The organism is Bradyrhizobium algeriense (genome assembly GCF_003062295.1).
Lineage (GTDB): Bacteria > Pseudomonadota > Alphaproteobacteria > Rhizobiales > Xanthobacteraceae > Bradyrhizobium > Bradyrhizobium algeriense.
In genome coordinates this window covers 502765-527468 of record NZ_PYCN01000001.1, presented here as the reverse complement: position 1 = coordinate 527468, position 24704 = coordinate 502765, and the positions used below count along the sequence as shown (strand labels likewise).

The following is a 24704-nucleotide window of genomic DNA, read 5'->3' as shown; positions in this document are numbered from 1 at the left end:
TTCTCCCACAAGGGGAGAAGGGAAGGCGGCGTCACGCGTCCTCGCGAACCTCTGCCCATCCGTTTCGTCATATCTCAGCCACACGCGTCGCGTGCTATGCTCTCGCTTGCGCGCGACAGACGCGTTTTGAAAAAATGAACAGCGAGAGGACAGCCCATGGAGATCGGATATTTCACGATGCCGTCCCATCCGCCGGAGTGCGGGTTAAAGGAGGGTCACGACTGGGACCTGCAGACGCTGCGATGGCTCGATGAGCTCGGCTATCAGGAAGCCTGGATCGGCGAGCACCACACCGCGCCGTGGGAGCCGCATCCCTCGCCCGATCTCATTCTCGCGCAGGCGTTTTTGCAGACCAAGAATATCCGTCTCGGGCCCGGCGGCTTCCTGCTGCCCTATCACCACCCGGCCGAACTCGCCAACCGCGTCGCCATGCTCGATCACCTCTCCGAGGGGCGGCTGAATTTCGGCGTCGCGGCCTCTGGCCTGCCGAGCGACTGGGCGATGTTCAACGTCGACGGCATGTCCGGCCAGAACCGCGACATGACGCGGGAGGCGCTGGAGATCATTTTGAAGATGTGGACCGAGGACGCACCCTGGACCCACACCGGAAAATTCTGGACGGTGAACAAGCCCGACACCATGTTCGACTTCCTCAAGCCCCACATCAAGCCGTTGCAGGCGCCGCATCCGCCGATCGGCGTCGCCGGCCTGTCCAAGGGCTCGGACACGCTCAAGCTCGCCGGCGAGCGCGGCTACATTCCGATGAGCCTCAACCTCAACCCGGCCTATGTCGGCAGCCACTGGGAATCGGTCGAGATCGGCGCCGCCAAAACCGGACGCAAGCCGAAGCGCAGCGACTGGCGGCTGGTGCGCGAGGTCTTCATCGCCGACACCGACGAGGAGGCGTGGCGGCTGTCGGTCGGCGACATGATGGGCCGGATGATGGGCGAATATTTTTTGCCGCTGCTCGGTCATTTCGGCTTCAAGGACTACCTCAAGGCCGCGCCCGACGTCGCCGACTCCGACGTCACGGTCGAATATTGCGCCCGCAACAACTGGATCGTCGGCTCGCCCGCGACCGTCACCGAGAAGATCGAAAAAATCTATCACGAGGTCGGCGGCTTCGGCACGCTGCTGGTGTTCGGCTTCGACTACAAGCACAAGCCCGAGGCGTGGCATAATTCGCTGCGCCTGCTGAAGCAGGAAGTGATGCCGCGGCTGAAGCATCTCGACGCGGACCTGACCAAGGCGGCGTGACATTCTTTTTCCTTCTCCCCTTGTGGGAGAAGGTGGCGCGAAGCGCCGGATGAGGGGTCTCTATCCGCGGAGACAGACCCCTCATCCGCCTCCGCTTCGCTCCGGCACCTTCTCCCACAAGGGGAGAAGGAAAGGCAGCACTCCGCTCTTTCACCGTCATTGCGAGCGCAGCGAAGCAATCCATATCGCGGCATAATGGATAGATGGATTGCTTCGTCGCTATCGCTCCTCGCAATGACGGCGAGGGCGCATCGCCCCCATCAACTCAATTCGGCTTCGGCGGCGCGTCGGCGGCGCGGACCTGCCAGAATTTCAGCAGGCGCCGCGCGCTTTCGACCGTCAGCTTGCCGTATTGCTCTTTGGCCTTGGCGAGTTCATGGCGGCCCATGCTCCCCGAAGCGAAGCGGCTGTCGAGCACGGCGGCGACTGTTTCCCAATTCAATCCGGCGACGCGGCAGGGGATCAGCACGCCCTCGTCGCGCAGGCTCTGCATCACGGGGCGGATCACATCGATGCTCGAGCCGGACAGTTCAGCAAGCGCTGCGACCGTCTCGGCGTATTTCCGCTCTTTCGCAAACGTCAATAGCGCCGGCTCGCTGAGCTTGCCGTGCCTGGCAAGTGCTGCGACGAAGCGGCGGGCGGCTGCGAAATCGCGCGTGCGCGACATTTCGCGGTTGACGCCGGCAGCGGCCAGCGCGATCGCGTTCCGGATTTCCTCGAACAGATGCGGCGGCGCGCGCGACAGCAGCCGCGTGCGCACGGCCTCAGTTGCGTTCTTCAATAGCTCCTTGCGCTGCTCGACCGGCAGGTCGACGCGAATGCCGGTCTCGACCGCCAGATGAGGATCGCTCTCCGCCTGCTTCAGCACGATGGCATAGCCGCTAGCCGACATCCGCGCGCCGGGATTGGTGACGAGCCGCAGGCTGACGGAAGGATAATGCCGCTTCAACAGCACGTCGGTGACGATTTCGGTCAGCCACCAGCGCCCGGAGATCGCGAGCAGATGCTGCTCGCCCTTGGTTTGTGCGAGCTCGACCAGATCGTCGGCCGTCAGCCGCGCCGATTCGGTCAGCACCGGTCGCGCAATCGAAATCTCGTCATTGTTCGCCAGGCGGCGGACAACGGCGGGCGGTGCCTGCTTGATGGAGGCGAACTGCGTGCTCATTTCGGCGAGCGCGATGCGCGCGGAGACATCGGCCAGCGCGCGCAGCTCGACGGTCCGGATCAGCCGTTCGAGTACGTCGCCGAACAGCTCGATCTGTTCGCCGGAATAGCCGTCAGCGGACTCTAGAAACAGGTCGGTGACCTGCTTCAGCGTATCCAGATGTTTTTCCGTCGAGCCGGCCTGGATGGCGGCTTCGACTTCATCGGCGATCGATCGTTCCAACATCGCTCGTCCTGAGCGTTTGAAGCCGGTTCTGGCAGCGGAGCGTCGAGAATAGGGGGTAGAGTTGAACGATTCGTTAACCCTTTCGGTCGCGGGCGGGCTGGAATGTGGCCGCAAGATTGCGGGGGCGGTCGGCCAATGGCCCAGTGGTGCGGCGGCGCTTCCGTAGGATGGGTGGAGCGAAGCGATACCCATCACGCCTCCGCGTAGGGATTGATGGGTTTCGCTGTGCTCTACCCATCCTACGAACCCGCGCTCTATCCACGTCATTGCGAGCGAAGCGAAGCAATCCATCTATTCCCGCGTTGCACCATGGATCGCTTCGCTTCGCTCGCAATGACGGGGAGAGAGCATCAACCCGCCGCTTCCTCCTCCGCTTCCGCGCTCGCATGCGCCGGCGGCGCCGGCATCGGAAATTTCTCATACTGCTTCGGCAAATTCACCGGCCGGTAGCTCGGCATCGCGTCCATGCGCAGCAGCGCGGATTCGTGGATGGTGGCGCCGTCGGGGATGAAGCGCGGTTCGGCGTCCGGGATGTAATAGCCGAAATGTGCTTTCCGCGCCGGCCACTCCTTGTACTTCGCGCTCTTTGGCAAATATTCGAGTATCCACCACGCCCCTCGCAGCGACTCGTGCAGTTCGCCGCGCACATCGGGCGCGACATAGGAGAACGGGCTGCCCTTGCGCTGAACGCCCCAGGCGAGCTGGTTGACGGTGGCCTGGTTAACCCCGAGTCCGCATTTTGTCGCCTCGTCGATCATCCAGAGCAGCGGATATTTGGAAAGCCCGCTTTCCTTTTCCGGATAGCCGCCACCGACGTCGTCATGCACGCCGGCGAACCACACCTGCAAGATATCCTGCGGCTCGGCATGCGCATCGTTGAAGCGGTTGTGCTTGAAGGTCTGCGGGTCGTCCCACTTCTTGAGGCGGAACATGCAGCGCCGCTCGTCCATCGAGATCGCCTGCCGGAACGTCTGCACGCTCGGGTTCGAAATCGTGAACGCCAGCTCCTCCAGGCTCGGCCAATAGAAGCGATCGGCCCGCGGCACGATCACGCTGGCGACCGTATCCCAGACGCCGACGAAGCGGATGGTGGGCCAGCGGGATGAAGTGATGCGCGCGAACTGCGCGGCGTTGTCGAACGCGGTCTGCGGCAGCGGCCCCAGCGCGTCGCCGGTCTCGGTGAGCAGCTTGTGCTCGGCCCGCAGCTTCGGCGCCTCGTCGGAGGAGAACTGCTTGTAGGCGATCAGCCCGGAGCCGGCGAGATTGACCTGCTCCGGCGTGATCAGCCCGATTTTGTGGATCAGCCCCGCCAGCACCCGCACGGTATAGGCGCCGCGGGAAAAGCCGAACAGATAGATCTGGTCGCCGGTCTGATAATTGTGGACCAGGAAGGCATAGGCCGCGAGCACGTTGTCATCGAGCCCATAGCCGGTGGCGAGCCCGAGGATGGCGTTGAAGTTCTGCTTCAACTCGTGCCACGGGTCCGGCCGCTCCAGCGTGCCGACCCCCGGATCGTAAAACACGAGCTGCCGCGGCGACGTCCTCTCCGTCTTGCGCAGGCAGCGATAGAGCTTCAGCACATTGGAGATGTTCTCGGAGATTTCGTTGCCGGTGCCGTCGCAAAGGATGATGATGTTTCTCATGAGCGCACCTTGATGCTACCTACGCGAGTATGGCATAGTTCACAGGAGTTTGGTGAGGCCGTCGACCGCAATATCTCAACATTGGATATCAAACATGGCGATGCCATTTCGCTATGCACAACGAGATAAGGCTCTCTTTTCGAAAAGATTTCCAAGCGATACAAATGTTTGTCTATCTTTGGTGATTCTACCATTGATCGCATATGCCGTTCTTGCGAGAGAGCACCCCGCCTCGTGTCAAACACCGCAATTCGATTGCAGGAGATTGATGATGCCGAACTCGAGCAGTTCATCGAGATTTGGATCGAGCGCCGATCCCAGCGCTATTGCAGCGTCGAGCGAATCGGCGCCGCTAACGATAAGGGGCGGGATGTTATCGGTTTCCTAACCGATCGGAAGCATGAGGGGGAGTGGGATCTATTCCAGTGCAAGCGCAAAACTCGCGGCGGCTCACTTGGGACGCCAGAGGCCATGACAGAGTTGGGAAAGCTATTTTACCATCATTTGGAAGGCGCTTACAGGACACTTCCCGTTTCCTACACTTTCGTGTCGCCGCGTGGGGTCGTGGGTCCTTTGCGTGACTTGATCCTCAATCCGTCGACGATGGGACCCTATCTGATCGTCCATTGGGATAAGTATTGCCTAACAAAGATCACCGGCAAAACTTCAGTGCCACTTACGTTAGAGCTTAGGAGGGCAATCGAAGCTTTCGACTTTGCGCGCGTCGGTTATATGACCGCGCCAATGATTGTTAAGGACCCAGAAGCCGCGCCCGCGTTGTCAAAGGTCTTGGGGCTCTTGCCCGAGGAAGCGCCGCGTGGTCACGCACCTACCGCAATCCAGGACGAGGAACTGCCGTACATTGCGCAGCTTCTAGAGGTGTACAGGGGGGTGTCTGCAGCCTCCCTCGTAAATGCTGACGCAGTACTTGCCGATGCAGTTCATGGTGAACATCTCAGGCGTCAGCGAACCAGATATTTCGAAGCGGCCTCTTTCAGGCGATTCCATAGAGACAACACCGCCCCCGGTGCGCTCGAAACTTTTCAACATGATATCTATCATGGTGTCATCGAAGTTTATAGTGAAACGTATGCCACGGGCCTCTGCCGTCTCGATGCAGTCATGAAACACGCAGGAATATTGCAGACCTCGGTTCTTGGACGGTCGACGCGGGAGCCAGTGAGGCAAGGTATTTGTCATCATCTGGCCAATGAAGGGCGGATGAAATGGACTCCGTAATAACTGAAGATTTTGGTCATCTCTACAATTCGAAGCTTGAGGCAGGCATTCGAGCAGTAGTCGTGCTTGAGGAGTTGCGTCCTGAGGCGGCCGACCTGGCGGAGATGGTGCTGTTGGACTATGTCGTCGTGCACACGGCTGATCTGGGAGGCCCGCCCTCGCTTCACGCCGAACTGCCGGGCCGGAAGGGCGAATTGCTCGTCCGTCGTCGCCTCATTGAGGCTAGCCTTGAGCTGATGCGCCGCTGTCATCTTGTCGAGCAGACGAGCCTCGACGATGGCTTTTGCTACCGCGCATCTGACGATGCCGCGCCCTATGTTGAGCTACTCGAAACGAGCTATTCGAATAGGCTTAAGGATTGCGCTAGATGGATCGGTAAGGAAGTGCGTGAACGCGGAAAGAGCGGCTTCAAGGCCTATGTCCGCGAGCGGATTGGCGACTGGAGCGAGGCCTTTGGTTCGCCGAGTGAAGGTCGTTGATATGACCGATTTGAATCGCTTCGTTCTTCGCAAGCTGGCCTTCACGGGGCCCAAAGTGCAGACGAAGGAGTTGACCTTCAGCGACGGCTTGAATCTCATTTGGGGTGCATCGAACGCTGGCAAGTCTTTCATTGTAAAGGCGCTGGATTTTATGACGGGCGCTCGTTCGCCGTTACCTAACATTCCGGAACGTGCCGGTTACGACCGCTGTTGGCTCGAGCTCGACCTGCCGGAGACAGGTCGGATCACACTTGCGCGAGCGCTGAAAGGCGGAGGTATTGCCCTTCATCTAGGTTCGATCCAACCTGGGACAGATGCCAAACCAGATCGCACGCTTGCGGCAGTCCATGCGACGAGGACTCAACGATCCGAAAGTCTTTCCGGATTTCTCTTAAACGAACTTGGCATTGTCGATAAGAAGGTTGCTCGCGTTCTCGATGGGACTACGAGTCCATTTACATTTCGATTTCTTGCTCCCTACATATTCACCGAGGAAACGGCGATGATGGGCGAAGCTAGCCCCACCAAAATCGATCCTCGCACGCCCGACACTCTAGACAAGAATGTCCTAAAATATATCCTGACCGGCGTCGACGACAGTGCGGTTGTAGCCCGTTTGCCTGTTCGGCAGCAGAAGGCGTTGAATTCCGGCAAGCTCGAGATTGTCGAAGAAATGATTTCTGCAGCGATCGCTGAGCTTGAGTTGCTGTTTCCGGAAGACGATGTCGAGACATTGGATCTCAACGTTCAAGAGGCCGAAATTTCGAAGACTGTCGTTAGTCTTTCACAAGCCCTTGAAGCGAGGCAGTTCGAACTCGACGCCATGCGTCAGGATCGGCGAGCCTACCTTGATCAGCGGGAAGAGCTCTCGGTCCGATCTAGCGAGATCGCCGTTACTATTGATCGCTTCGGGCTCTTGGCTGCAGTCTACGATAGCGACGTAGAGCGTCTCTTGTCCCTAGAGGAAGGTGCCGCTGCACTACTCGCGGGTGCCAAGCGACCATGCCCATTGTGTGGTGCCGATCCAGAGCACCAGCATGAAGTCCATGGGCTTGATCAGATTGTGCGATCGCGGCAAGCGGTTCGTGCCGAGATCGCTAAGATTAAGGCAGAACGCCTAGATCTTACGAAGGCGGTTACCTCGCTGCAGGCGGAGGCTAGAGGATTGGATTTGCGGGATAATCGTCTCAGCGTTGAGGTCGCATGGCTGGAGATGCGGATCTCTGACGCCCGCCCCGGCGAGGTTTCGAGCCGCATTGCCTATGAAAAACTCGACCAAGCCAGACAGCGAATTCGCGAAGGGCTCGCGCTAAAGGCTCGAATCGATAGCCTTGAAAAGCGACGAGCGACATTACAGAAATTTAGGCCGGCCAAAGTCCCGCGCGATCAGATAGCAGTCGGCGTTGGTCATGTAGTAGGCCACGAGTTCGCTCAAGAAGTGCAGGCCATTTTAGCGGCATGGCACTTCCCTGGCCCGGCTATAGTGGCTTTCGATGATAAGACCCACGATATTCTAATCGATGGCAAAGACCGACAAAGCAACGGAAAGGGTGTTCGCGCTCTGATGAACACTGCCTTCAAGCTAGGGGTGCTGGCCTACTGCCGTAGGAAGTCGCTACCTCATCCAGGCATCGTCTCTCTTGATAGTCCCTTGTTAACGTACCGAGACCCGCACAATTCGAAGTACGGCGAGCTCTCAGCTGACGAAGAGGCCATCAAGGAGAGTGGCGTGAAAGATTGGTTCTATCGATATTTGCTCGACCACACGCAAGCCGCGCAGTTTATTGTCATCGAGAACGATCCTGCTCCATTCGAGCTGGGCACGAATGCCAAAGTTACAGTGTTCACCGGACCGCGCGGAGAAGGCGGACGTCAAGGGCTGTTCTAAGCAGAGAGCATGTCATTCGGCAGTGCTACGGCGCTCGTATGCGGATCGATCATTGCGTAAACGAAGCCTCGGCCTCCAAATGGCATCTTAGCAAATCTCAATCTTTTGCATTCGATGGACGGCAAACGTGCGACTTTCTCCTCTAAGATGGCAGTGTCCAAAGAGACAAAGTTTTCCTTCTTTCTCGATTTTTACTCGTCTTCCCAAAAGCGCTTGTAAGTCTGCGATTGAAAGTTTTCTCATCTGACGAGGAGTAACTGTGCGGTGTGTGATTGTTCCATCCGGTTTCTGGTACCGGAAACGAATATTCTTTCGTTGTGCAATCGCTTTGTTCAGTAAGCTAATTTTCTTTTCGATAGTTGTAGGCTCAGTCCCGCCACGCTTTTCGTAGCGGAAGGCGCGGCCGCCATGCGCTGAGCTATGGCAATCCTCACAAAGTAAGGCAATGTTCTCCAGCCTGTTAGTGCCGCCTTGGCTCAAAGCTCTAATGTGATGCAGGTGTAGCCGGCCACCGACGCCGCACTGACTGCAGCTATAGTGATCTCGCTCGTTAACTTCTCGTTGCCGTTCACCCCAATCAGGGGGGTAGGTTGGCCACAGATCGTAAAGCAGGCGAATTTTCGCGGTGGTGGCTTCGTGCTGATCGCGGGTGGAGCGTATCTGCGAAGCTAGGCGTTGTTTCGCCGCAAGTAATTCCGACTGTCGGGACTCAAAGAGGAACATCGATATGTTTTCAAAGAAGCTTAGCGGCTTCTGTAGTTCGGCGAGTAACCTCCATTCTTGCGCTTTAAGGTCTGCGACTTTGCGTTTGAGGTCCTCATGGCAACGGGCATGAAAAACGGATCCGTCGGCCAGCACGCCGTCGGTAGCTATGCCTGTAGAGCAAATACAGCACATGCTCACAGGTCGACCCCTCCCTGAAGTCAGCCGTGCGCAAATGATAGTTTATGGTGAGAGAATATTCAATTTCAGCGCGAATCTGCAAATCAAACAAAAACAGCCGGGTCTTTCGACCCGGCCGCTCCAAACTCTGATCCGCCGATGTAGCTAAAGCTCAGCTCGCCTTCTTCACGAATACCGGCTTGCCGACCTTCTTCTCGATCGCGCGCTTGAGATCCAGCGCGCGGGGGGAGAGCACGTCGGCCTTGGCCTTGATCAGATACGCATCGAGGCCGCCATTGTGGTCGACGCTCTTGAGCGCGTTGGTCGAGACGCGCAGGCGCACGTTGCGGGCGAGTGCGTCCGAGATGAAGGTGACGTTGACCAGGTTCGGCAGGAAGCGCCGCTTGGTCTTGATGTTCGAGTGGCTCACCTTGTGGCCCGTCTGGGGGCCCTTGGCCGTCAGTTCGCAGCGCCGGGACATTGCAAAATCCTCTTCCATCCCCGCCATAGGCAAGCGCATCTCGCGGCTGCGCGGGGGTCCAAAATCGCGTCCATTTCCAGGAACTGCGGTCGTATAGGGGGAGATGGCCATCCGGTCAAGGTTTTTGGGGCGGCGGGAGCCCGTTCCGACCAGCCCAAGCCCCTTGTTTTGACGCGTTTTCTTCACGCGAGGCGGAAGTCCACCGAGGGACCCAAATCCGGGGCAGGCCTTGCTTGAAAACGCCACGTTCAGAATCAGCCGGTTTCCAAGAGGTTCCAGCCACTTAAGGGATCATATAAAGGGCGCAATCCCCGCCGACACCATGGCTTTCGTTAAGTAGGCCTTTGGCCTTCCGCAAAAGAGGCGGGCGGCGATGAGAGGTCTGATAGGCGTGGTTTTTGCCGAAGCTTGCGCGTTGATTGCCGGATATGTCTGCCTACATGAACATCAACTCGCGCCGATCCCGGGACAATCCATTCGTGACCGCCAAACGCGCCGTTTCGCTCCCCGCCAAGCTCGTTTTCGGCCTGTGCGCCGCCGCGTGTCTCGCGCTCGCGCCGCAGGCGGCGTCCGCGCAGGGGCGGCTGGATGCGCAGTATGAGGCGACGCTGGCGGGCATTCCGGTCGGCAAGGGCGCCTGGACTATTGAAATCGGCGACGACACGTTTTCGGCCGCCGCCCAGGGCGGTACCGCCGGGCTGCTGAAGGCGTTTTCGGGCGGCACGGGTTCGGGCGCCAGCCAGGGCCGCGTCGTCAACGGCGCGCTGGTCGCGAATGCCTATACCGCCACCACCACGACGCAGAAGAAGTCCGAAACCATCCGCCTCGTGCTGACCAACGGCAATGTGAAGGATTTTTCGATCGATCCGGCGCCGCCGGTCGATCCGGACCGCATCGTCGTCACCGACGCGCACCGCAGAGGCGTGCTCGATCCCATGACCGGCTCGATGCTGCGCGTGCCGGGGAATGGCGAGGTGCTGAGCCCGGATTCCTGCCGCACCGGTGCGGGGATTTTTGACGGACGGCTGCGCTACGACCTCAAGCTCGACTACAAGCGCATGGAAACGGTGAAGGCCGAGCGGGGCTATCACGGGCCGGCGCTGGTCTGCGCCATCTATTTCACACCTGTTGCGGGCTACATCCCCGATCGCCCCGTGATCAAATATCTCGCCACCGAACGCAAAATCGAGATCGCCTTCGTGCCGATCGCGGGAACCCGCGTCCTGGTTCCCTTCCGCATGACCATCCCGACGCCGCTTGGCCTTGCGATGCTGGAGGCGACGTCGTTCGTGACGACGGCCGCGCCGCCGAGGGTGGCGAAGACGAATTGAAGCTCTTCCTTCTTCCCTTCTCCCCTTGTGGGAGAAGGTGGCGCGAAGCGCCGGATGAGGGGTCTGTCTCCGCGTGAGAGGTCTGTGCTGGTGGAGAGAACCCCTCACCCGTCGCCGAACTTCGTTCGGCGCCACCCTCTCCCACAGGGGGAGAGGGGATACCGGGCCCGACGTGAATCCTGTTGACTCTTACCCCATTCTGATTCGACTCCGCGCCTTAACGATTTCACGCCAAGACCGCCGCTTGTGGAGCCCGTGTAAACTTGATCTAGTGCCGCCCCGGGCGGGTCAGCGCGAGATGTTGCGGTGAACGTATCGGGTTTCGGGAGGAGTCAGCGATTCGGGCGCGTTTCGTTCCAGACTCGTTCCAGAGCTTAAGCCGCGACCGCATCGCCGTCGCAAAGTGAAACAGAATCGGCGGGATGGCGCCGAGGAACCAGAAGGGCTTCCCGTCATTGCGAGGAGCGTAGCGACGAAGCAATCCATTCCTCCGCTTGCCGCGCTATGGATTGCTTCGCTTCACTCGCAATGACGGCTCAAGCGCCGGCACTTAATAGAAACACCTGCACATAATGGCTTTCTCACCTTCCACGTTCGCGACCGATCGCGCGCCAGGCGCCGGCGTCACCGCCGTGCTCGGGCCGACCAACACCGGCAAGACGCATCTCGCCATCGAGCGGATGCTGGGGCATTCCTCCGGCGTGATCGGCCTGCCGCTGCGGCTGCTCGCGCGCGAGGTCTACAACAAGATCGCCGATCGCGCGGGCGTGGACAGCGTCGCGCTCGTCACCGGCGAGGAGAAGATCAAGCCGAAGAATCCGCGCTACTGGGTCTCGACCGTCGAGGCGATGCCGCGCGATCTCGATGTGAGTTTTCTCGCCGTCGATGAAATCCAGATCGCGGCCGATCTCGAACGCGGCCATGTCTTCACCGATCGCATTTTGCATCGCCGCGGCCGCGACGAGACGCTGCTGCTGGGTGCTGCCACCATGCGCCCGATCATCGAACGGCTATTGCCGGGCGCCTCCATCATCACCCGGCCACGGCTGTCGCAGCTCGAATTCGCCGGCGACCGCAAGATCACGCGCCAGCCGCGACGCACCGCGATCGTCGCGTTCTCGGCCGACGAAGTCTACGCCATCGCCGAACTGATCCGCCGGCAGCATGGCGGCGCTGCCGTCGTATTGGGCTCGCTTAGCCCACGCACACGCAATGCGCAGGTCGCGATGTTTCAGAACGGCGACGTCGATTATCTCGTCGCCACCGATGCGGTCGGCATGGGGCTCAACCTCGATGTCGATCATGTGGCCTTTGCGTCAGACCGCAAATACGACGGCTACCAATTCCGAAGGCTCAATCCGTCCGAGTTCGCGCAGATCGCGGGCCGCGCCGGGCGCGCCACGCGCAACGGCACGTTCGGCACTACGGGGCGCTGCGCGCCGTTCGAACCGGAACTGGTGAACGCGCTGCAGAACCACACGTTCGACAGCGTCAAAATGCTGCAGTGGCGCAATTCGAAACTGGATTTTGCCTCGCTCGGCGCGCTGCAGGTGTCGCTGGCGCTGCCGCCGGGGCACGAGACCTTGACCCGCGCGCCGATCGCCGAGGATCAGCGCGTGCTCGATCACGCGGCGCGCGACGGCGAGGTGAGGGACATGGCCCACGGCGCGGCCGCCGTGGAACGGCTGTGGGACGCCTGCCAGATCCCGGATTACCGCCGGCTGGCGCCCGCGGCCCACGCCGAGCTCGTGACCACGCTTTATGCATTCCTGATGAAAAGGGGCCGCATACCTGACGCATGGTTCGCCGCCCAGGTCGACCAGGCCGACCACGTCACCGGCGATATCGACACGCTGTCGGGCCGGATCGCGCAAATCCGCACCTGGACCTTCGTCGCCAACCGCCCGGACTGGCTGTCCGACCCCGACCACTGGCAGGGGATTACGCGGGAGGTCGAAAATAAATTATCCGATGCGCTGCATGAACGGCTTACGGAGCGTTTCGTTGACCGGCGGACCAGTGTATTGATGCGCCGCCTGCGGGAGAACAGTGTTTTGAATACGGAAATTGGCAAGACCGGCGAAGTGATTGTGGAAGGCCACGCGATCGGCCGGCTCGATGGATTTACCTTTGCACCCGATGCGGCGGAAGCCGGCTCGGATGCGAAAGCGTTGCAGGCGGCCGCCCAGCAGGTGCTCGCCAGCGAGATCGATACGCGCGCCACAAAACTTGCCGCGGCGCCCGACGATCAGTTCGTGCTGACGTCAGACGGCACCATCCGCTGGACTGGAGATGCCGTCGCAAAGCTCGTCGCGGCCGACGACGCGCTGCATCCGCGATTGCGCATCATTGCCGATGATCGCCTGTCAGGGGCGCCGCGCGAGGCCGTGCAGGCGCGGCTCGATCTGTGGCTGAAGACGCATATCGAAAAGCTGCTGGGGCCGCTGTTCGGCCTTTCCAAGGCCGAGGACATCACCGGCATCGGGCGCGGCATCGCGTTCCAACTGGTCGAGGCGCTCGGCGTGCTGGAGCGCGCAAAGATCTCCGCCGAGATGAAGGATCTCGACCAGGCCTCGCGCGCCACCTTGCGCAAATACGGCGTGCGCTTCGGCGCCTATCACATCTATTTCCCCGGGCTGCTGAAGCCGGCAGCGCGCGCGCTGGCGTCGCTGCTGTGGGCCGAGAAGCAGGACAATGTCGACATGTCGGCGCTGTCGGGCGCGCAGCATCTGGCGAGTTCGGGGCGCACGTCTTTCCCGGTCGACAAGGCGTTGCACCGCGACGCCTATCGCGTGCTCGGCTATCGCCAGTGCGGCGAGCGCGCGGTGCGCGTCGATATCCTGGAGCGGCTTGCCGATCTCATTCGTCCCGCGCTGGCGTGGCGCGAGAGCTCGCCCGGCGAAAAGCCGACCGGCGCGTTCGATGGCCGCGGCTTTGTGGTGACGCAGGCGATGACCTCGCTGACGGGATCTGCCGGCGAAGATTTCGCCTCGATCCTGCGCGCGCTCGGCTACCGCATGGACAAGCGGCCGCCGCTGCCGCCGAAGCCTGCGCCGGTGGAAGTGGTCGAGACCGTCTCCACTGAGGCACCGCCGGTCGAGGCGAGCGCCGAGACAATCGCAGAGACACCGGCGGAAGAAGTCGCAGCCGATCTGCCGATGTCAGGCGATCCCGCGCCGTCGGCATCGCTGCTGCCCAATGTCACGCCGGTACCCGTCGCGAGCGAAGAGCCTGCCGCGCCGCTCGAGGCCGCACCCGAACCCGCCGAGACCACGCCGGCGGAGGCCGCGATCGCGGACACGCCCCCGGAACAGGAGGCGGAGCCGACGATCAGCGCCGCCGAAGCTGCGGCCGAGCCCGCCACCGCGAGCGAAGCGCCTGCCGAAGCCGCTCTCGCTGAAGCCGCTCCCGCGGAGGCCGTAGCCGCGGAAGCCGTTCCCGCTGAAGCCTTGGAAGCCAAGCCTGAAACGAAATCCGAGACGCCGGCCGAGCCTGCGCTCATCGAAGTCTGGCGGCCCGGTGGCCGTTCCGACGAGCGCCGCCCGCATCACGACCGCAACCGCCAGCGCCATCACGGCCGCCCGGCCGAAGGCGCGCAAGCTGCCGCAGCCAGCGAAGGCGGCGAGGGCGCGCCGCGCGAGCAGCGTCATCGGCGCGGTCGCCGCAATGACTTCCGCAAGCCGCGTGAGGGCGCGCCGGCCGATGCTACCGCTGCGCCCGCGACTGAGAGCGCACCGGCGACTGAAGCGCGCGAGCAGACGCGTCAGGACCGTCCGCCCCGCGAGCGTTTTGAAGGCAAGGGCCGCGACGGCGATCGCCGCGACAAATTCGATCGCAACAAGGGCGACCGCAACAAGGGTGGTGATCGCAACAAGGGCGAGCGCGGCGGCCGCGATTTCGGCGGACGCGACAAGGGCGGTCGTGACAAGCGCGACCAGGGACCATCGCACCGTCAGTGGGCGACCAGCGCGGCGCCGCGCGAGCGCGATCGGCCGGTCGATCCCAATTCGCCATTTGCAAAACTGGCGGCACTGAAGGAACAGCTCGCCGGCAATCGCAAGGAATAGTCGAGCAGATATTTGGAGCGGCAGCGTCTCGATAAGTGGCTGTGGCACGCGCGGGTGGTGAAGGCCCGCACCTCCGCTGCCGCGCTCGTCGAAGCCGGTCACGTCCGCATCAACGGCGTGCGCGAAATGGCGCCGGGACATTCGGTGAAGGTCGGCGATGTGCTGACGATCGCGCTCGATCGCACCGTGCGCGTCCTCAAGGTGATCGGATTCTCCGAGCGGCGGGGCGACGCTGCGGCCGCGCGCGTGCTCTATGATGATTTGCAGAACGGCAAACAATAACTATCTGCATTGGGCTCGCGGGAACGCCTGAAAAACGGCCGTTTGCCGCTGCCGCTTCCCTTGCGGCAGCGCACTGCATGCGCTACGCAAACCCCGGAAAACTGATCCGTTTCGGAGCCTTGTTCGGAGCCCTGGATGACTTACGTCGTCACTGAAGCCTGCATCAAATGCAAATATACCGACTGCGTTGAGGTCTGCCCCGTCGACTGCTTCTACGAGGGCGAGAACATGCTGGTCATCCATCCCGACGAATGCATCGACTGCGGCGTCTGCGAACCCGAATGTCCCGCCGACGCCATCAAGCCGGACACCGAGCCCGGTCTGGAGAAGTGGCTCGAGGTCAACACCGAGTACGCCAAGAGCTGGCCCAACATCACCCAGAAGAAGGAAGCGCCGACGGACGCGAAAGAATTCGAGGGTGTGGAGGGCAAGTTCGAGAAATATTTTTCCAAGGAACCCGGTAGCGGCGACTAGGCTGTGGATAAGTTAAGGGCTCGTTGAGCCTGTTTTCGATCCCAATCTGAACCGAACCAGCGTTGCTGATTTAACCCTGTTATTGGACTTATGGCGGATACGGCCCCGTAAAGGCCCGGAACCCGGCGTAAATCATTGATTTTTGCGGAAAATGTGCTATATTGGGCACATTACAAGCCGATCCTGGCCATGCGTAGCTTGTGGCCCCGGTGGGTTCCCGTAAAACATCGAACAGGGGCGTGGCAGTTCCGCGCGCAGGCTGTGTCACAGAAAACGCGTAAAAAGAGTGCTTCCAAGACCACGAAAAAAGCCGCTCCGGCCAGCCGCAGCGCAACCAAAGGCCGTGCCAAGGCGACTGTAAAGGTCGCAAGGAAGGTTGCGGCCACAAAGTCCTCAAAGAACAAAAGAAGCGCAATGCCAGAAAAGACTGCCAAGACTGTCGCGAAAGCGGCGGGTTCGAAGACCCCTGCGTCCAAAGTTGCTGCCAAAGCTCCTGTGAAGACCCCTGTGAAGGCTGCGCCCCCGAAAGCCGCCGTTGTTGCGCCGAAGGCTCCCGCCAAGCCGGTCGCCGCCGCGCCGCGCGTCGAGGAGCCGAAGAAGGTCGTGACCCAGCGTCAGGGCTTCAAGGCCAATGAATTCGTGGTCTATCCCGCCCACGGCGTCGGCCAGATCCTGGCCATCGAGGAGCAGGAGATCGCGGGCGCCAAGCTCGAGCTGTTCGTGATCAATTTCATGAAGGACAAGATGACGCTCCGCGTGCCGACCGCCAAGGTCGCCAATGTCGGCATGCGCAAGCTGTCCGAGCCGGCGCTGGTCAAGAAGGCGCTGGAGACGCTCAAGGGCCGTGCGCGCGTCAAGCGGACCATGTGGTCGCGCCGGGCGCAGGAATACGAAGCGAAGATCAATTCGGGCGACATCGTCGCGATCGCCGAAGTGGTCCGCGACCTCTACCGTTCGGAATCGCAGCCCGAGCAGTCCTACAGCGAGCGCCAGCTGTATGAAGCCGCCCTCGATCGCCTGTCGCGCGAAATCGCCGTCGTCCAGCATTCGACGGAGACCGAAGCGGTCAAGGAAATCGAAAGCCAGCTCGCCAAGAGCCCGCGCCGCGGCGCCAAGGCTGAAGCGACCGAGGCTGACGGCGAAGCCGACGAGGCCGATGTCGAGGCTGACGGCGACGACGCTGCCGTGGCGGACGAAGCCGCCTGAAAGGGTTCGACGGATTGAGATAAAAGCCCGGTCGAAAGATCGGGCTTTTTGTTTGCGACGTGTGCGAACGCAAGAAGCCGTGGAGAGCACTGCGAGCGCGGAGCTTCAAACGCCAGAAGCTGCTTCAGAAGCAAAGGCGCCTGGATATCTGCCCTTGTGTTGGCGAGCCGGGTCCCGCCGGGACCATCAGGGCAGGCCCACCAATGGCCGCAGCAGGAGCGTGACGCCCGCTACCAGCGTGCAGAAGCTGCTCGCCAGGATGAAAAGAAGAAAGTTTTCCATGCTGCGATCCCTTTGCCGCGATCCCTTCCGTTGGGAAGCCGACGCTTGAGCCCGCAATCCGTTCCGGTCATTTTTGCTGAGTACATTTGCAGTAACGGCGGGTCGACTTCCGGTTCCGCGGTGGAACCCGACGCGATCTCGCTGTTGGAATCTGTGCTGGCCATCGCTCTACCGAGACAGGGCAATTGGAACCGAAGGCTGACGGCGACCTGACAATGCCGATGTGATGCCGGTTTGCTCGCCTGCCCGGATTGTCTTCGACTTCGCGCGTGCGTGCCGCGGCGGACAAGTCGCTTGCGTCAGCAGTGGTCGGGAACTTTAGCCTCAACCTGTCGCGCCGCCGTTCTCTCGGAATGTGGTCAGATTTCCGGCCTCTTGTGACCAAATTTAAAAGTGAGTCTGGCCTTCCACATCCAATTGAACCGCAGGGGTGTTCGATGAAGACTCAAGTTCCGCTGGTCTTTTTCGCCGCTTGCATTGCTGCTCTCGCGCCGATCGGCATGCCGACTGTGCAGGCGAAAGCGCAGATCAAGGAATGCAGCGTCAAGCCGGCATCAAATGCACGAGGGCATTGGTCCTGGCGCCTCATCGACGGACGAAAATGCTGGTACGCCGGCAAGGCCGTGATCCCGAAATCCTCATTGCGGTGGGCCGCTGTGGCGCCCTCGCAAGCCAAGGTCCAGGCCAAGCTCGATGTGACGCCCGTCGTTGTCGCTACGGCGCCCGTCGTTGTCGCCGCAGAGAAACGTAGCGACCCCATGGATGCACAGGCGCGAATGCTCGACGCCGACAATACGTTTGAGGCGCGCTGGCGTGCGCGCGTAAGCAGCGAGTAGGTGAGGCCGTAATATACTTGATGTTCGTCTCCCTTCTCCCACAAGGGGAGATGTGTAGCCCGGATGGAGCGAACCGAAATCCGGGGCCGTCGCAGGGTGGGGCGAGCAATCCCGGATTGCGCTTCGCTCCATCCGGGCTACGTTCCGTCGAGTGCCCCCGCCTCAATCCACCACGATCTTCACGCGATCCCTTGGCTTGACCTGGGCGTGCTGGTCGAGGCCGTTGAGGATGCGGAAGCGCTCGGTCGGGCGGTCGACGCCGGTCATGCGGTGGGAGAGGGATTCGACGGTATCGCCGGGCTGCACGGTGATGACCTTGATGCGCAGGGGGCGCGCGGCCTGGATTTCTTCGAGCGTCAGGCGGCGGAAGGAATTCACCGTCTCGCGCGCATTGCGCTCGCTCTCGGTGTTGCGCTGCTTGGCGGCGAAGATGAAGCGGTAGACATCGCTGCCGTAGCGCAGCGCAAAGACCTTGAACTGCCATTGATCGCCGTTCGCGGAAGCCGAAGCCACCGGGAAGCCGTTGATCATGAGGTCTTCGGTCGAGCCCTTGTCGACGCCTTCCATCCAGCCGGAATTGAGATAATCGGCAAGCGACTGTTCGGCCGGCACGCGCACCACGTCGAAGCGCATCGCCTGCGTGCCACCTTCGCGCACGCCGATCACGGCCTGCGCGGTGTTATCCAGCGTAAACGTATCGGGCGCAGCGAAGGTGAAGCCGAGCTTGGGATGCAGGAAGCGCCGGCCGCGCACGAAACCTTCGCTGGGATCCTCGCCGTAGACGAGGTTGTCGATCGCGGCGAGATAGGTCTCGCGGTCGCGCTCGGCGTTCTGCGGCGAGGAGTATTGCCGGGCGCTGGCCTGCGCGTTCTGCACGCGCTCGGGGGTTGCCGGATGCGAGGACAGGAAATCCTGCGCGCGGGGATCGAGCGAGGTCTTGCCAGCCTTCATCGCCGCATTGCGCTCCATCGCGGCGAGGAAGCGTGCCGCGCCATAGGGATCGAAACGGGCACGGGCCGCAATGCCGACGCCGATGCCGTCGGCTTCGAATTCCTGTGCGCGCGAGAAGCTCGCCATCGTCAGTTTCGTTTTCGCCAGCGCCAGCGCCGTCAGATCGGGGTCGTTGCTCATGTCGGTGACGACACGGGTCACGACCGCAGCCTGCCGCGCCTGGTCTTCCCGGATCGAGGCGTGCTTTGCGATGACATGCGCCATCTCGTGGCTCAGCACCGAGGACAGTTCGGAGGTATCGCTGGCGAGCGCCACCAGCCCGCGCGTCACATAGAGCTGGCCGGTCGGCAGCGCGAAGGCGTTCACGGCCCCGGAATTGAGGATGGTCACCCGGTAGGCCTGCTCGGGACGGTCGGAGGCCGCGACCAGCCGGTCGACCGTCTTGCCGATCAGGGTCGCGAGTTTCGGATCGTCATAGGCGCCGCCATAGGAGGCGAGAATGCGCTCATGTTCGCGCTCGCTCGCCGGCGTCTGCGCGACGACGCGGCTCGGCTTTGGCGCCGCCACCGTCGGCGGCGCGGTCTCGAGTTTTCCGAGATTTCCACAGGAGGCAACCGTGAGCGCGGCGCACAACAGCGCTGGCGCAGCCAAGAGGCGGCAGCCCGAGTTTCCTTCGCGCCGTTTTCCACGATGCGTCAAATCAGCCACTGGACCTACGATCCGACTGGGATCGTCGATCTCATCCCTGTTTTGCGCCTGATCCAAACGAAAACCGGTGCCCAGCCCTCGGATCATGCGTTATTTCCCGCCCAGCACCTCAACCTGCCCCACCCGGAACAGCTCAATCCGTGGTCCTCCCCGCGACGAGACAATGCCGCGGACACGAATCCGTCGATTTTCGAGCGATTTAGGTCCAAGGTTGGCGCTCTCGAACGCCGGTATGATGCGCCTTGAAATAGTCGCAGCAAAGTCCCGTGTCCAGTTCCGCCCGAAATTCAGGTAGGTAATCGCCCCCGCCTGCCGAACGGACAGAACTCTGCCCTCGACTACCGAAAAGTGCCCAATCGCGGACAGAATATCGCCCGAACTTTCCGCGTTTTTTATGGCCGTGGTTTCAGCCCAGATGCCCAATTTGGCATCCCGCGCCGCGTTCTCGGCAGCGGCCAGTGTTGCAGCGCAATTTTTTTCGGATGTGTCACTCGAAACCAACGCCTCGCCGCGGCGCAGCAGCTCGCTTTGCACCGAGTGTTCCGAGCCGGCCACGAACACAAAGGCGCCCTGGCGGCCATAGCGATCCGGCGTGTCGTCGTCGCCATGCAGCGTCACCTCTCGGCCGCCGGCGATGGCGGACAATGCGGCCCTGCCGCTGGCCCCGTCGGTTCCACCACGCTCGATGCCGGCGAGACGGACCTCGCGGCCGTCTTCGAGGCGAAGGCTGCGCGCATCGACCACGGCGGCAACGCGGCCTTCGCCCTGCGGCTCAAGCAGGCAACCGGCGGCGCAGGCCGGTCCGGCGGTCGCCAGCACGAGAAATGACGCGGCCAATGCCGGGAACGCAGCGCTGTTACGCAATGCCGGAGGGGTCATACCGCTGCTCTTCGTCCCGCTTGTTCCTGTATGGTCGCCGGCAACGGCATCACTACCTGAGATTGCCACGCGGGGAGAGACAATGGAAGTCAACGGCATCGCACATATTTTCCTCACCGCCTCGAATTATGAACGCTCCCGCGATTTTTATCGCAAGCTGCTGCCGTTTCTCGGCTTGAAGCCGGTGATCGACACCGAGACGACCTACTACTGCGTCGGCGGCCGGACCGCGGTCGGCATCAGCGCGCCGTCAGCCGAGCATGAAGGCGCGGCATTCGAGCAGAAGCGTGTCGGTTTGCATCATCTCTGCTTCCGTGCCCGTGAACGCGCCGACATCGATGAACTGCACGCGTTTCTGGCGACGCTTGGTACAAAAATCATCCGCGCGCCGCGCGAGGATCAATGGGCGCCGGGGTACTATTCGATTTTGTTCGAGGACCCCGACGGCATTCGACTCGAACTCAATCATGTGCCGGGGAAGGGGTTGTTGGGGTAGCGCGCTGCGTAGGATGGGTAGAGCGAAGCGAAACCCATCACGCCTCCGCGCAATGATTGATGGGTTTCGCTGCGCTCTACCCATCCTGCGAACTGCCGCGTGAATGTATCGGCATACTCCGTCCTGCGCGCTGGTTGTACAATGCTGCTTGCTGCAAATCGCGCGCGCACCAAAATCCAGTTGTCGGCATCATGTCATGCGCTGCTTGGTAGTGAGCACTGTAGCCGAGCACCGCTTCGCAGGAAATAAAGGGCTAGCCGCCACCGAATTGCTGCATCAAGGCGTGCCATCGCCAAGACATTGGGATAGGTTTTCTTCGCCGTGGCCCAACTCGGCCTGCTGTCAACCACACATCCGGTGGATCCCATGCAGCAGATTTCAGACTGGCTCGAGAATCTCGGCTTAGGGCAATACGCGCTGCGTTTTGCCGAGAACGGGATTGATCTTGGCGTCCTTTCCGAACTGACGGACCAGGACTTCGACAGGCTCGGTGTCCTGCTCGGCCATCGACGCAAAATGCTGCGCGCGATCGCCGAACTCAATCAGGCAGAATTGGTCACCGAACAGGTTCATCGGCACGATGCCGAGCGACGCCATCTCACCGTCATGTTCTGTGATCTTGTGGGCTCGACCGCGCTCTCGGCTCGCCTTGATCCCGAGGATATGTGGGAGGTGATCCGCGCCTATCGGGCCGCCTGCGCCAGGGTGATCGCAACCTACGACGGCATTATCGCCAGGTTTGTGGGCGATGGCATACTTGCCTATTTTGGCTATCCCCGCGCGCACGAGGATGACGCGGAGCGCGCAGTGCGAGCGGGGCTCGACATCATCGCCGCAGTAGGGCCGCTTGAGACGCGCGCGGAACGGGTCGAGGTGCGGATAGCGATCGCGACCGGGCTGGTGGTGGTGGGCGACCTCATCAGCGGCGGCGCATCAGAGCAGCAGGCAATGGTCGGCGATGCACCGAATATCGCCGCCCGACTGCAGGGCCTGGCAGAGCCGGGAGCGGTCGTCGTTGCGGCTTCGACGCGTGCATTGCTTGGCGATCTCTTCACGTTTCGCAATCTCGGCCACCGCGAGGTCAAGGGCATCTCCGATCCCATCGCGGTCTGGGCGGTCGAAGGTGGAGCTGCATCGGAGAGCCGCTTCGAGGCGGTGCGTACGGCGCGGTCCATCGGCTTTGTCGGTCGCAAGGCGGAGATCGAATTCGTGCTCTCGCGCCAGCAACTGGCATGGCAGGGCGAAGGCCAGATGGTGCTGATTTCCGGTGAGGCCGGGATCGGCAAGTCGCGCCTGATGGCAGCGCTATCCGAGAACCCTGCGTTGGGATCGCCTCGCCGGCTGCGGTATCAGTGTTCGCCCTACCACGCCAACAGCGCGCTTCATCCCTTTATCGCCCAGCTTGAGCGCGCCGCCGGCATCGAGCTACAGGATAGCCCTGAGCGGAAACTCGACAAGCTCGAGGCAATGCTCGCGCTTGGAACGCAACAGGTGGCCAACACGGCGCCGCTCATTGCCGCGCTGCTTTCGATCCCGACCGGCGAGCGGTATCCGCCGCTAGGCTTGAATCCCGTGCAGCAGCGGCGACAGACCTTCGCCGCGCTTCTCGACCAGTTTGAAGGCCTGGCACGGCAACAGCCGCTGCTGTTTATCTGCGAGGACATGCACTGGGCCGATGCCACGACGCTCGAGTTGTTCGACCTCGCCGTCGATCGGATGAGGCGACTGCCGGTACTCGCGCTCGCGACATTCCGGCCCGAGTTCGAGCCGCCCTGGGTGGGTCTCGCCAATGTCAGCCTGCTGCGGCTCGATCGGCTTGACCGGCAGGACACGCGCGCCCTGGTCGAGCAGGTGACCGTCGGCCGGAAGCTGCCGGGCGAGATGATGACCCAGATCATCGACAAGACGGACGGCGTCCCGCTGTTCGTGGAAGAACTGACCAAGATGGTGCTGGAGTCGGGATTGCTCGTGGAACATGCCGGGCGCTACCGCCTCGATAGTCCGCTGCCGCCGCTCGCCATTCCCGCGACCCTGCAGGACTCGCTGATGGCGCGGCTTGACCGGCTGGCGCCGGTCAAGGAGGTGGCGCAGATCGGCGCCGCCATTGGCCGCGACTTCTCATATACGTTGCTGCGATCCGTGGCGGGGCGCGACGACCAGACGCTGAGCGCTGCGCTGGCGCAACTCGAGGAAGCCGAACTGCTATTGCGCCGCGGGACGCCGCCGGAAGCGACTTATAGCTTCAAGCATGCGCTCGTTCAGGAAACGGCTTACGAGAGCCTGCTCAAGAGCCGGCGGCAATTGCTCCACAAGCACATCGGCGACGTTCTGCGCGACAAGTTTCCAATCATCGCCGAGACCGAGCCGGAAGTCCTGGCGTATCACTTCACTGAAGCGGGGCTGAGCGGTGTAGCCCTCGAATGGTGGCGCAAGGCCGGGCAGCAGGCCTTGAAACGCTCGGCCTATACCGAGGCTATCGCACATCTCGGCAAGGCGGTCGCCATCGCCGATGCGCTGCCCGATGAGCCGGGCCGGACCATGAACCGGCTGCAGCTTCAAATCGCCTATGGTCGCGCGCTGCGGGGTAGCCTTGGCCACAGCGCCCCCGAAACGGTGGCCGCATGGAAGCGGGCCCGACAGTTCACCGCCGACATCGACGACCCGGTCGAACTGGCGCCGATCCATTCGGGCCTGTTCAATGCCTGCCTGACCCACGGCGAGATCGCGCCGATGCGGGAGTTGACGGAGGCCATCATGGGCGTCGCCAGGCAGCGGCCGGAGTCGCCGGTGGCCGCAGTCGTCGCACATTGTACGAGCGGCGTAACCTCCTGGTTCGGGGGCGATTACCTGAACGCGCAACTGCATCTTGAGCGAGCGCTCGCGACCTATGAGGCCGAACGCAACCCGGCGACCTTCAGGGCGTCGGCACTGGACCTGCCTTTTGTCATTATGAGGTTTCTTGCGCTGGTGCTTTGGCCGCTCGGCGAAATTGATCGATCGCGCCGGCTCGCTGCTGATGCGGTGTGTGCCACGGGAGAAAAGCGGGCGCTTTCCCAAGCCAATGCACTCGTTCACAAGGCGGTCTTCGATGGACTATGCGGCGGCATGCTGCAGGAAACGGAGACTATCCTCGCGCTCGGCCTCGCGCGCGAGCATACGATGCCGTTGTATGTCGCTGCCGGCAGCTACCTGAACGGCCTGGCACAGTGGCGCGCCGGCGACCGGACAGGTGGGCTTTCGGAAATGCAACGAGGCTGGACACTGCTTCACGAGAACGATTGCTATCTCTGCGAACCGTTCTGGGGGATGCAGGTTGCGGTGGCGAATGCGGAGGCCGGGCAAACGGAGACCGGGCTGGAAATTTTGCGGGAGTTGATCGCCTCGACAGAACAATCCGGCCAGCATTGGCTCGATGCCGAACTCCATCGCAGCCAGGGGGAGCTGTTGTTGCGTCTTGATCCGCCTGATGTTTCGATGGCCGAAGACACGTTCCGTCGCGCCCTGGAAATCGCCCGCACCCAGCAGACGAAGACTTTCGAGCTGCGCAGTGCCGTTGGACTTGCACACCTCTATTGTGCAGATGGACGAGCCGAGGCAATACAAGAGGTGCTCGCACCAGTTCTTGTTGATTTCGACACGCAGCGAGATCTGCCCGAAATCGAAGAAGCGGAAACCTTGCTCAGGCGTGGACAAGTGGCCGGGCGCGGCAACTGGTGATCGTTGCTGTCGAGCCAGTGCGTAGGGTGGGTAGAGCGAAGCGAAACCCATCGCGGCTCCGCGCAGGGATTGATGGGTTTCGCTGCGCTCTACCCATACTACGGGATCATTCCGTTTAACGGAAAACGTCAGTGCCTTGCCGCTATGGATGCCATGCGGCATGATTGCGGCGAGCAAATTTCAAAGCCGCAGGCAATGTGGCGTGTGAGCAGGGAG

At 61.8% G+C, this 24704-nt stretch carries 18 protein-coding genes; 12 read left to right on the top strand and 6 right to left on the bottom strand.

All coding sequences use genetic code 11. The annotated features are described in order from the left end of the window. Positions 1 to 156 precede the first annotated feature (156 nt). Complete coding sequence (locus tag C7G61_RS02520; protein ID WP_108512459.1) at positions 157 to 1257, top strand: LLM class flavin-dependent oxidoreductase; 1101 nt, start codon at positions 157 to 159, stop codon at positions 1255 to 1257. A gap of 265 nt (positions 1258 to 1522) precedes the next feature. Here C7G61_RS02520 and C7G61_RS02515 read toward each other — a convergent pair whose 3' ends face one another. Both C7G61_RS02515 and C7G61_RS02510 read right to left on the bottom strand, forming a co-directional pair. Continuing rightward, positions 1523 to 2647 carry a DUF2336 domain-containing protein gene (locus tag C7G61_RS02515; protein WP_108512458.1) on the bottom strand — a complete coding sequence of 375 codons (1125 nt, stop codon included), beginning with the start codon at positions 2645 to 2647 and terminating at the stop codon, positions 1523 to 1525. 350 nt (positions 2648 to 2997) lie between these two features. Next, positions 2998 to 4290, bottom strand: a complete 1293-nt coding sequence (locus C7G61_RS02510) for a DUF2235 domain-containing protein (RefSeq protein WP_108512457.1) — start codon at positions 4288 to 4290, stop codon at positions 2998 to 3000. Between the two features lie 234 nt (positions 4291 to 4524). Between C7G61_RS02510 and C7G61_RS02505 the strand changes: the two genes are divergently transcribed. From C7G61_RS02505 to C7G61_RS02495, 3 genes are read left to right on the top strand one after another with little or no spacing between them, the layout of a single operon-like run. Next, positions 4525 to 5529 (top strand): ABC-three component system protein, encoded by a 1005-nt coding sequence (locus C7G61_RS02505; RefSeq protein WP_145963545.1) that lies wholly within the window; start codon positions 4525 to 4527, stop codon positions 5527 to 5529. Beyond that, the gene (locus C7G61_RS02500) at positions 5517 to 6008 is read left to right on the top strand and encodes an ABC-three component system middle component 2 (protein WP_108512455.1); all 492 of its coding nucleotides are present in this window, start codon (positions 5517 to 5519) and stop codon (positions 6006 to 6008) included. The genes C7G61_RS02505 and C7G61_RS02500 overlap by 13 nt, the downstream gene beginning before the upstream one ends. Position 6009: 1 nt before the next feature. Further along, a complete protein-coding gene (locus tag C7G61_RS02495; protein ID WP_108512454.1) occupies positions 6010 to 7896 on the top strand; it encodes a hypothetical protein in 1887 nt (628 codons plus the stop codon). An 87-nt stretch (positions 7897 to 7983) separates the two neighbouring features. Here C7G61_RS02495 and C7G61_RS02490 read toward each other — a convergent pair whose 3' ends face one another. Both C7G61_RS02490 and rpmB read right to left on the bottom strand, forming a co-directional pair. Then, positions 7984 to 8754, bottom strand: coding sequence for a WYL domain-containing protein (locus tag C7G61_RS02490; protein WP_190241631.1), 771 nt, complete (start codon positions 8752 to 8754; stop codon positions 7984 to 7986). Between the two features lie 196 nt (positions 8755 to 8950). Then, complete coding sequence (gene rpmB, locus C7G61_RS02485) at positions 8951 to 9259, bottom strand: 50S ribosomal protein L28 (RefSeq protein WP_108512821.1); 309 nt, start codon at positions 9257 to 9259, stop codon at positions 8951 to 8953. 440 nt (positions 9260 to 9699) lie between these two features. Between rpmB and C7G61_RS02480 the strand changes: the two genes are divergently transcribed. The 6 genes from C7G61_RS02480 (at position 9700) to C7G61_RS02455 (ending at position 17737) form a co-directional block, all read left to right on the top strand. Next, positions 9700 to 10590, top strand: coding sequence for a DUF3108 domain-containing protein (locus C7G61_RS02480; RefSeq protein WP_108512452.1), 891 nt, complete (start codon positions 9700 to 9702; stop codon positions 10588 to 10590). Between the two features lie 572 nt (positions 10591 to 11162). Beyond that, positions 11163 to 14657, top strand: coding sequence for a helicase-related protein (locus C7G61_RS02475; protein WP_108512451.1), 3495 nt, complete (start codon positions 11163 to 11165; stop codon positions 14655 to 14657). Between the two features lie 12 nt (positions 14658 to 14669). Then, on the top strand, positions 14670 to 14939 hold the full coding sequence (locus C7G61_RS02470) for an RNA-binding S4 domain-containing protein (RefSeq protein ID WP_108512450.1): 270 nt from the start codon (positions 14670 to 14672) through the stop codon (positions 14937 to 14939). 135 nt (positions 14940 to 15074) lie between these two features. Then, on the top strand, positions 15075 to 15413 hold the full coding sequence (gene fdxA, locus C7G61_RS02465) for a ferredoxin FdxA (protein ID WP_108512449.1): 339 nt from the start codon (positions 15075 to 15077) through the stop codon (positions 15411 to 15413). 507 nt (positions 15414 to 15920) lie between these two features. After that, complete coding sequence (locus C7G61_RS02460) at positions 15921 to 16619, top strand: CarD family transcriptional regulator (protein WP_338026037.1); 699 nt, start codon at positions 15921 to 15923, stop codon at positions 16617 to 16619. A 719-nt stretch (positions 16620 to 17338) separates the two neighbouring features. Beyond that, positions 17339 to 17737, top strand: a complete 399-nt coding sequence (locus C7G61_RS02455; protein WP_108512448.1) for a hypothetical protein — start codon at positions 17339 to 17341, stop codon at positions 17735 to 17737. 162 nt (positions 17738 to 17899) lie between these two features. Here the strand turns inward: C7G61_RS02455 and C7G61_RS02450 are convergent, their stop codons facing one another. Beyond that, on the bottom strand, positions 17900 to 19339 hold the full coding sequence (locus C7G61_RS02450; RefSeq protein ID WP_244608103.1) for a M48 family metalloprotease: 1440 nt from the start codon (positions 19337 to 19339) through the stop codon (positions 17900 to 17902). A gap of 147 nt (positions 19340 to 19486) precedes the next feature. Further along, the gene (locus C7G61_RS02445) at positions 19487 to 20275 is read right to left on the bottom strand and encodes a thermonuclease family protein (RefSeq protein WP_108512446.1); all 789 of its coding nucleotides are present in this window, start codon (positions 20273 to 20275) and stop codon (positions 19487 to 19489) included. A gap of 82 nt (positions 20276 to 20357) precedes the next feature. Between C7G61_RS02445 and C7G61_RS02440 the strand changes: the two genes are divergently transcribed. Together C7G61_RS02440 and C7G61_RS02435 are read left to right on the top strand one after the other, a co-directional pair. Then, positions 20358 to 20771, top strand: a complete 414-nt coding sequence (locus tag C7G61_RS02440; RefSeq protein ID WP_108512445.1) for a VOC family protein — start codon at positions 20358 to 20360, stop codon at positions 20769 to 20771. A gap of 366 nt (positions 20772 to 21137) precedes the next feature. Next, positions 21138 to 24488 carry an adenylate/guanylate cyclase domain-containing protein gene (locus C7G61_RS02435; RefSeq protein ID WP_190241630.1) on the top strand — a complete coding sequence of 1117 codons (3351 nt, stop codon included), beginning with the start codon at positions 21138 to 21140 and terminating at the stop codon, positions 24486 to 24488. Positions 24489 to 24704: the final 216 nt, after the last annotated feature.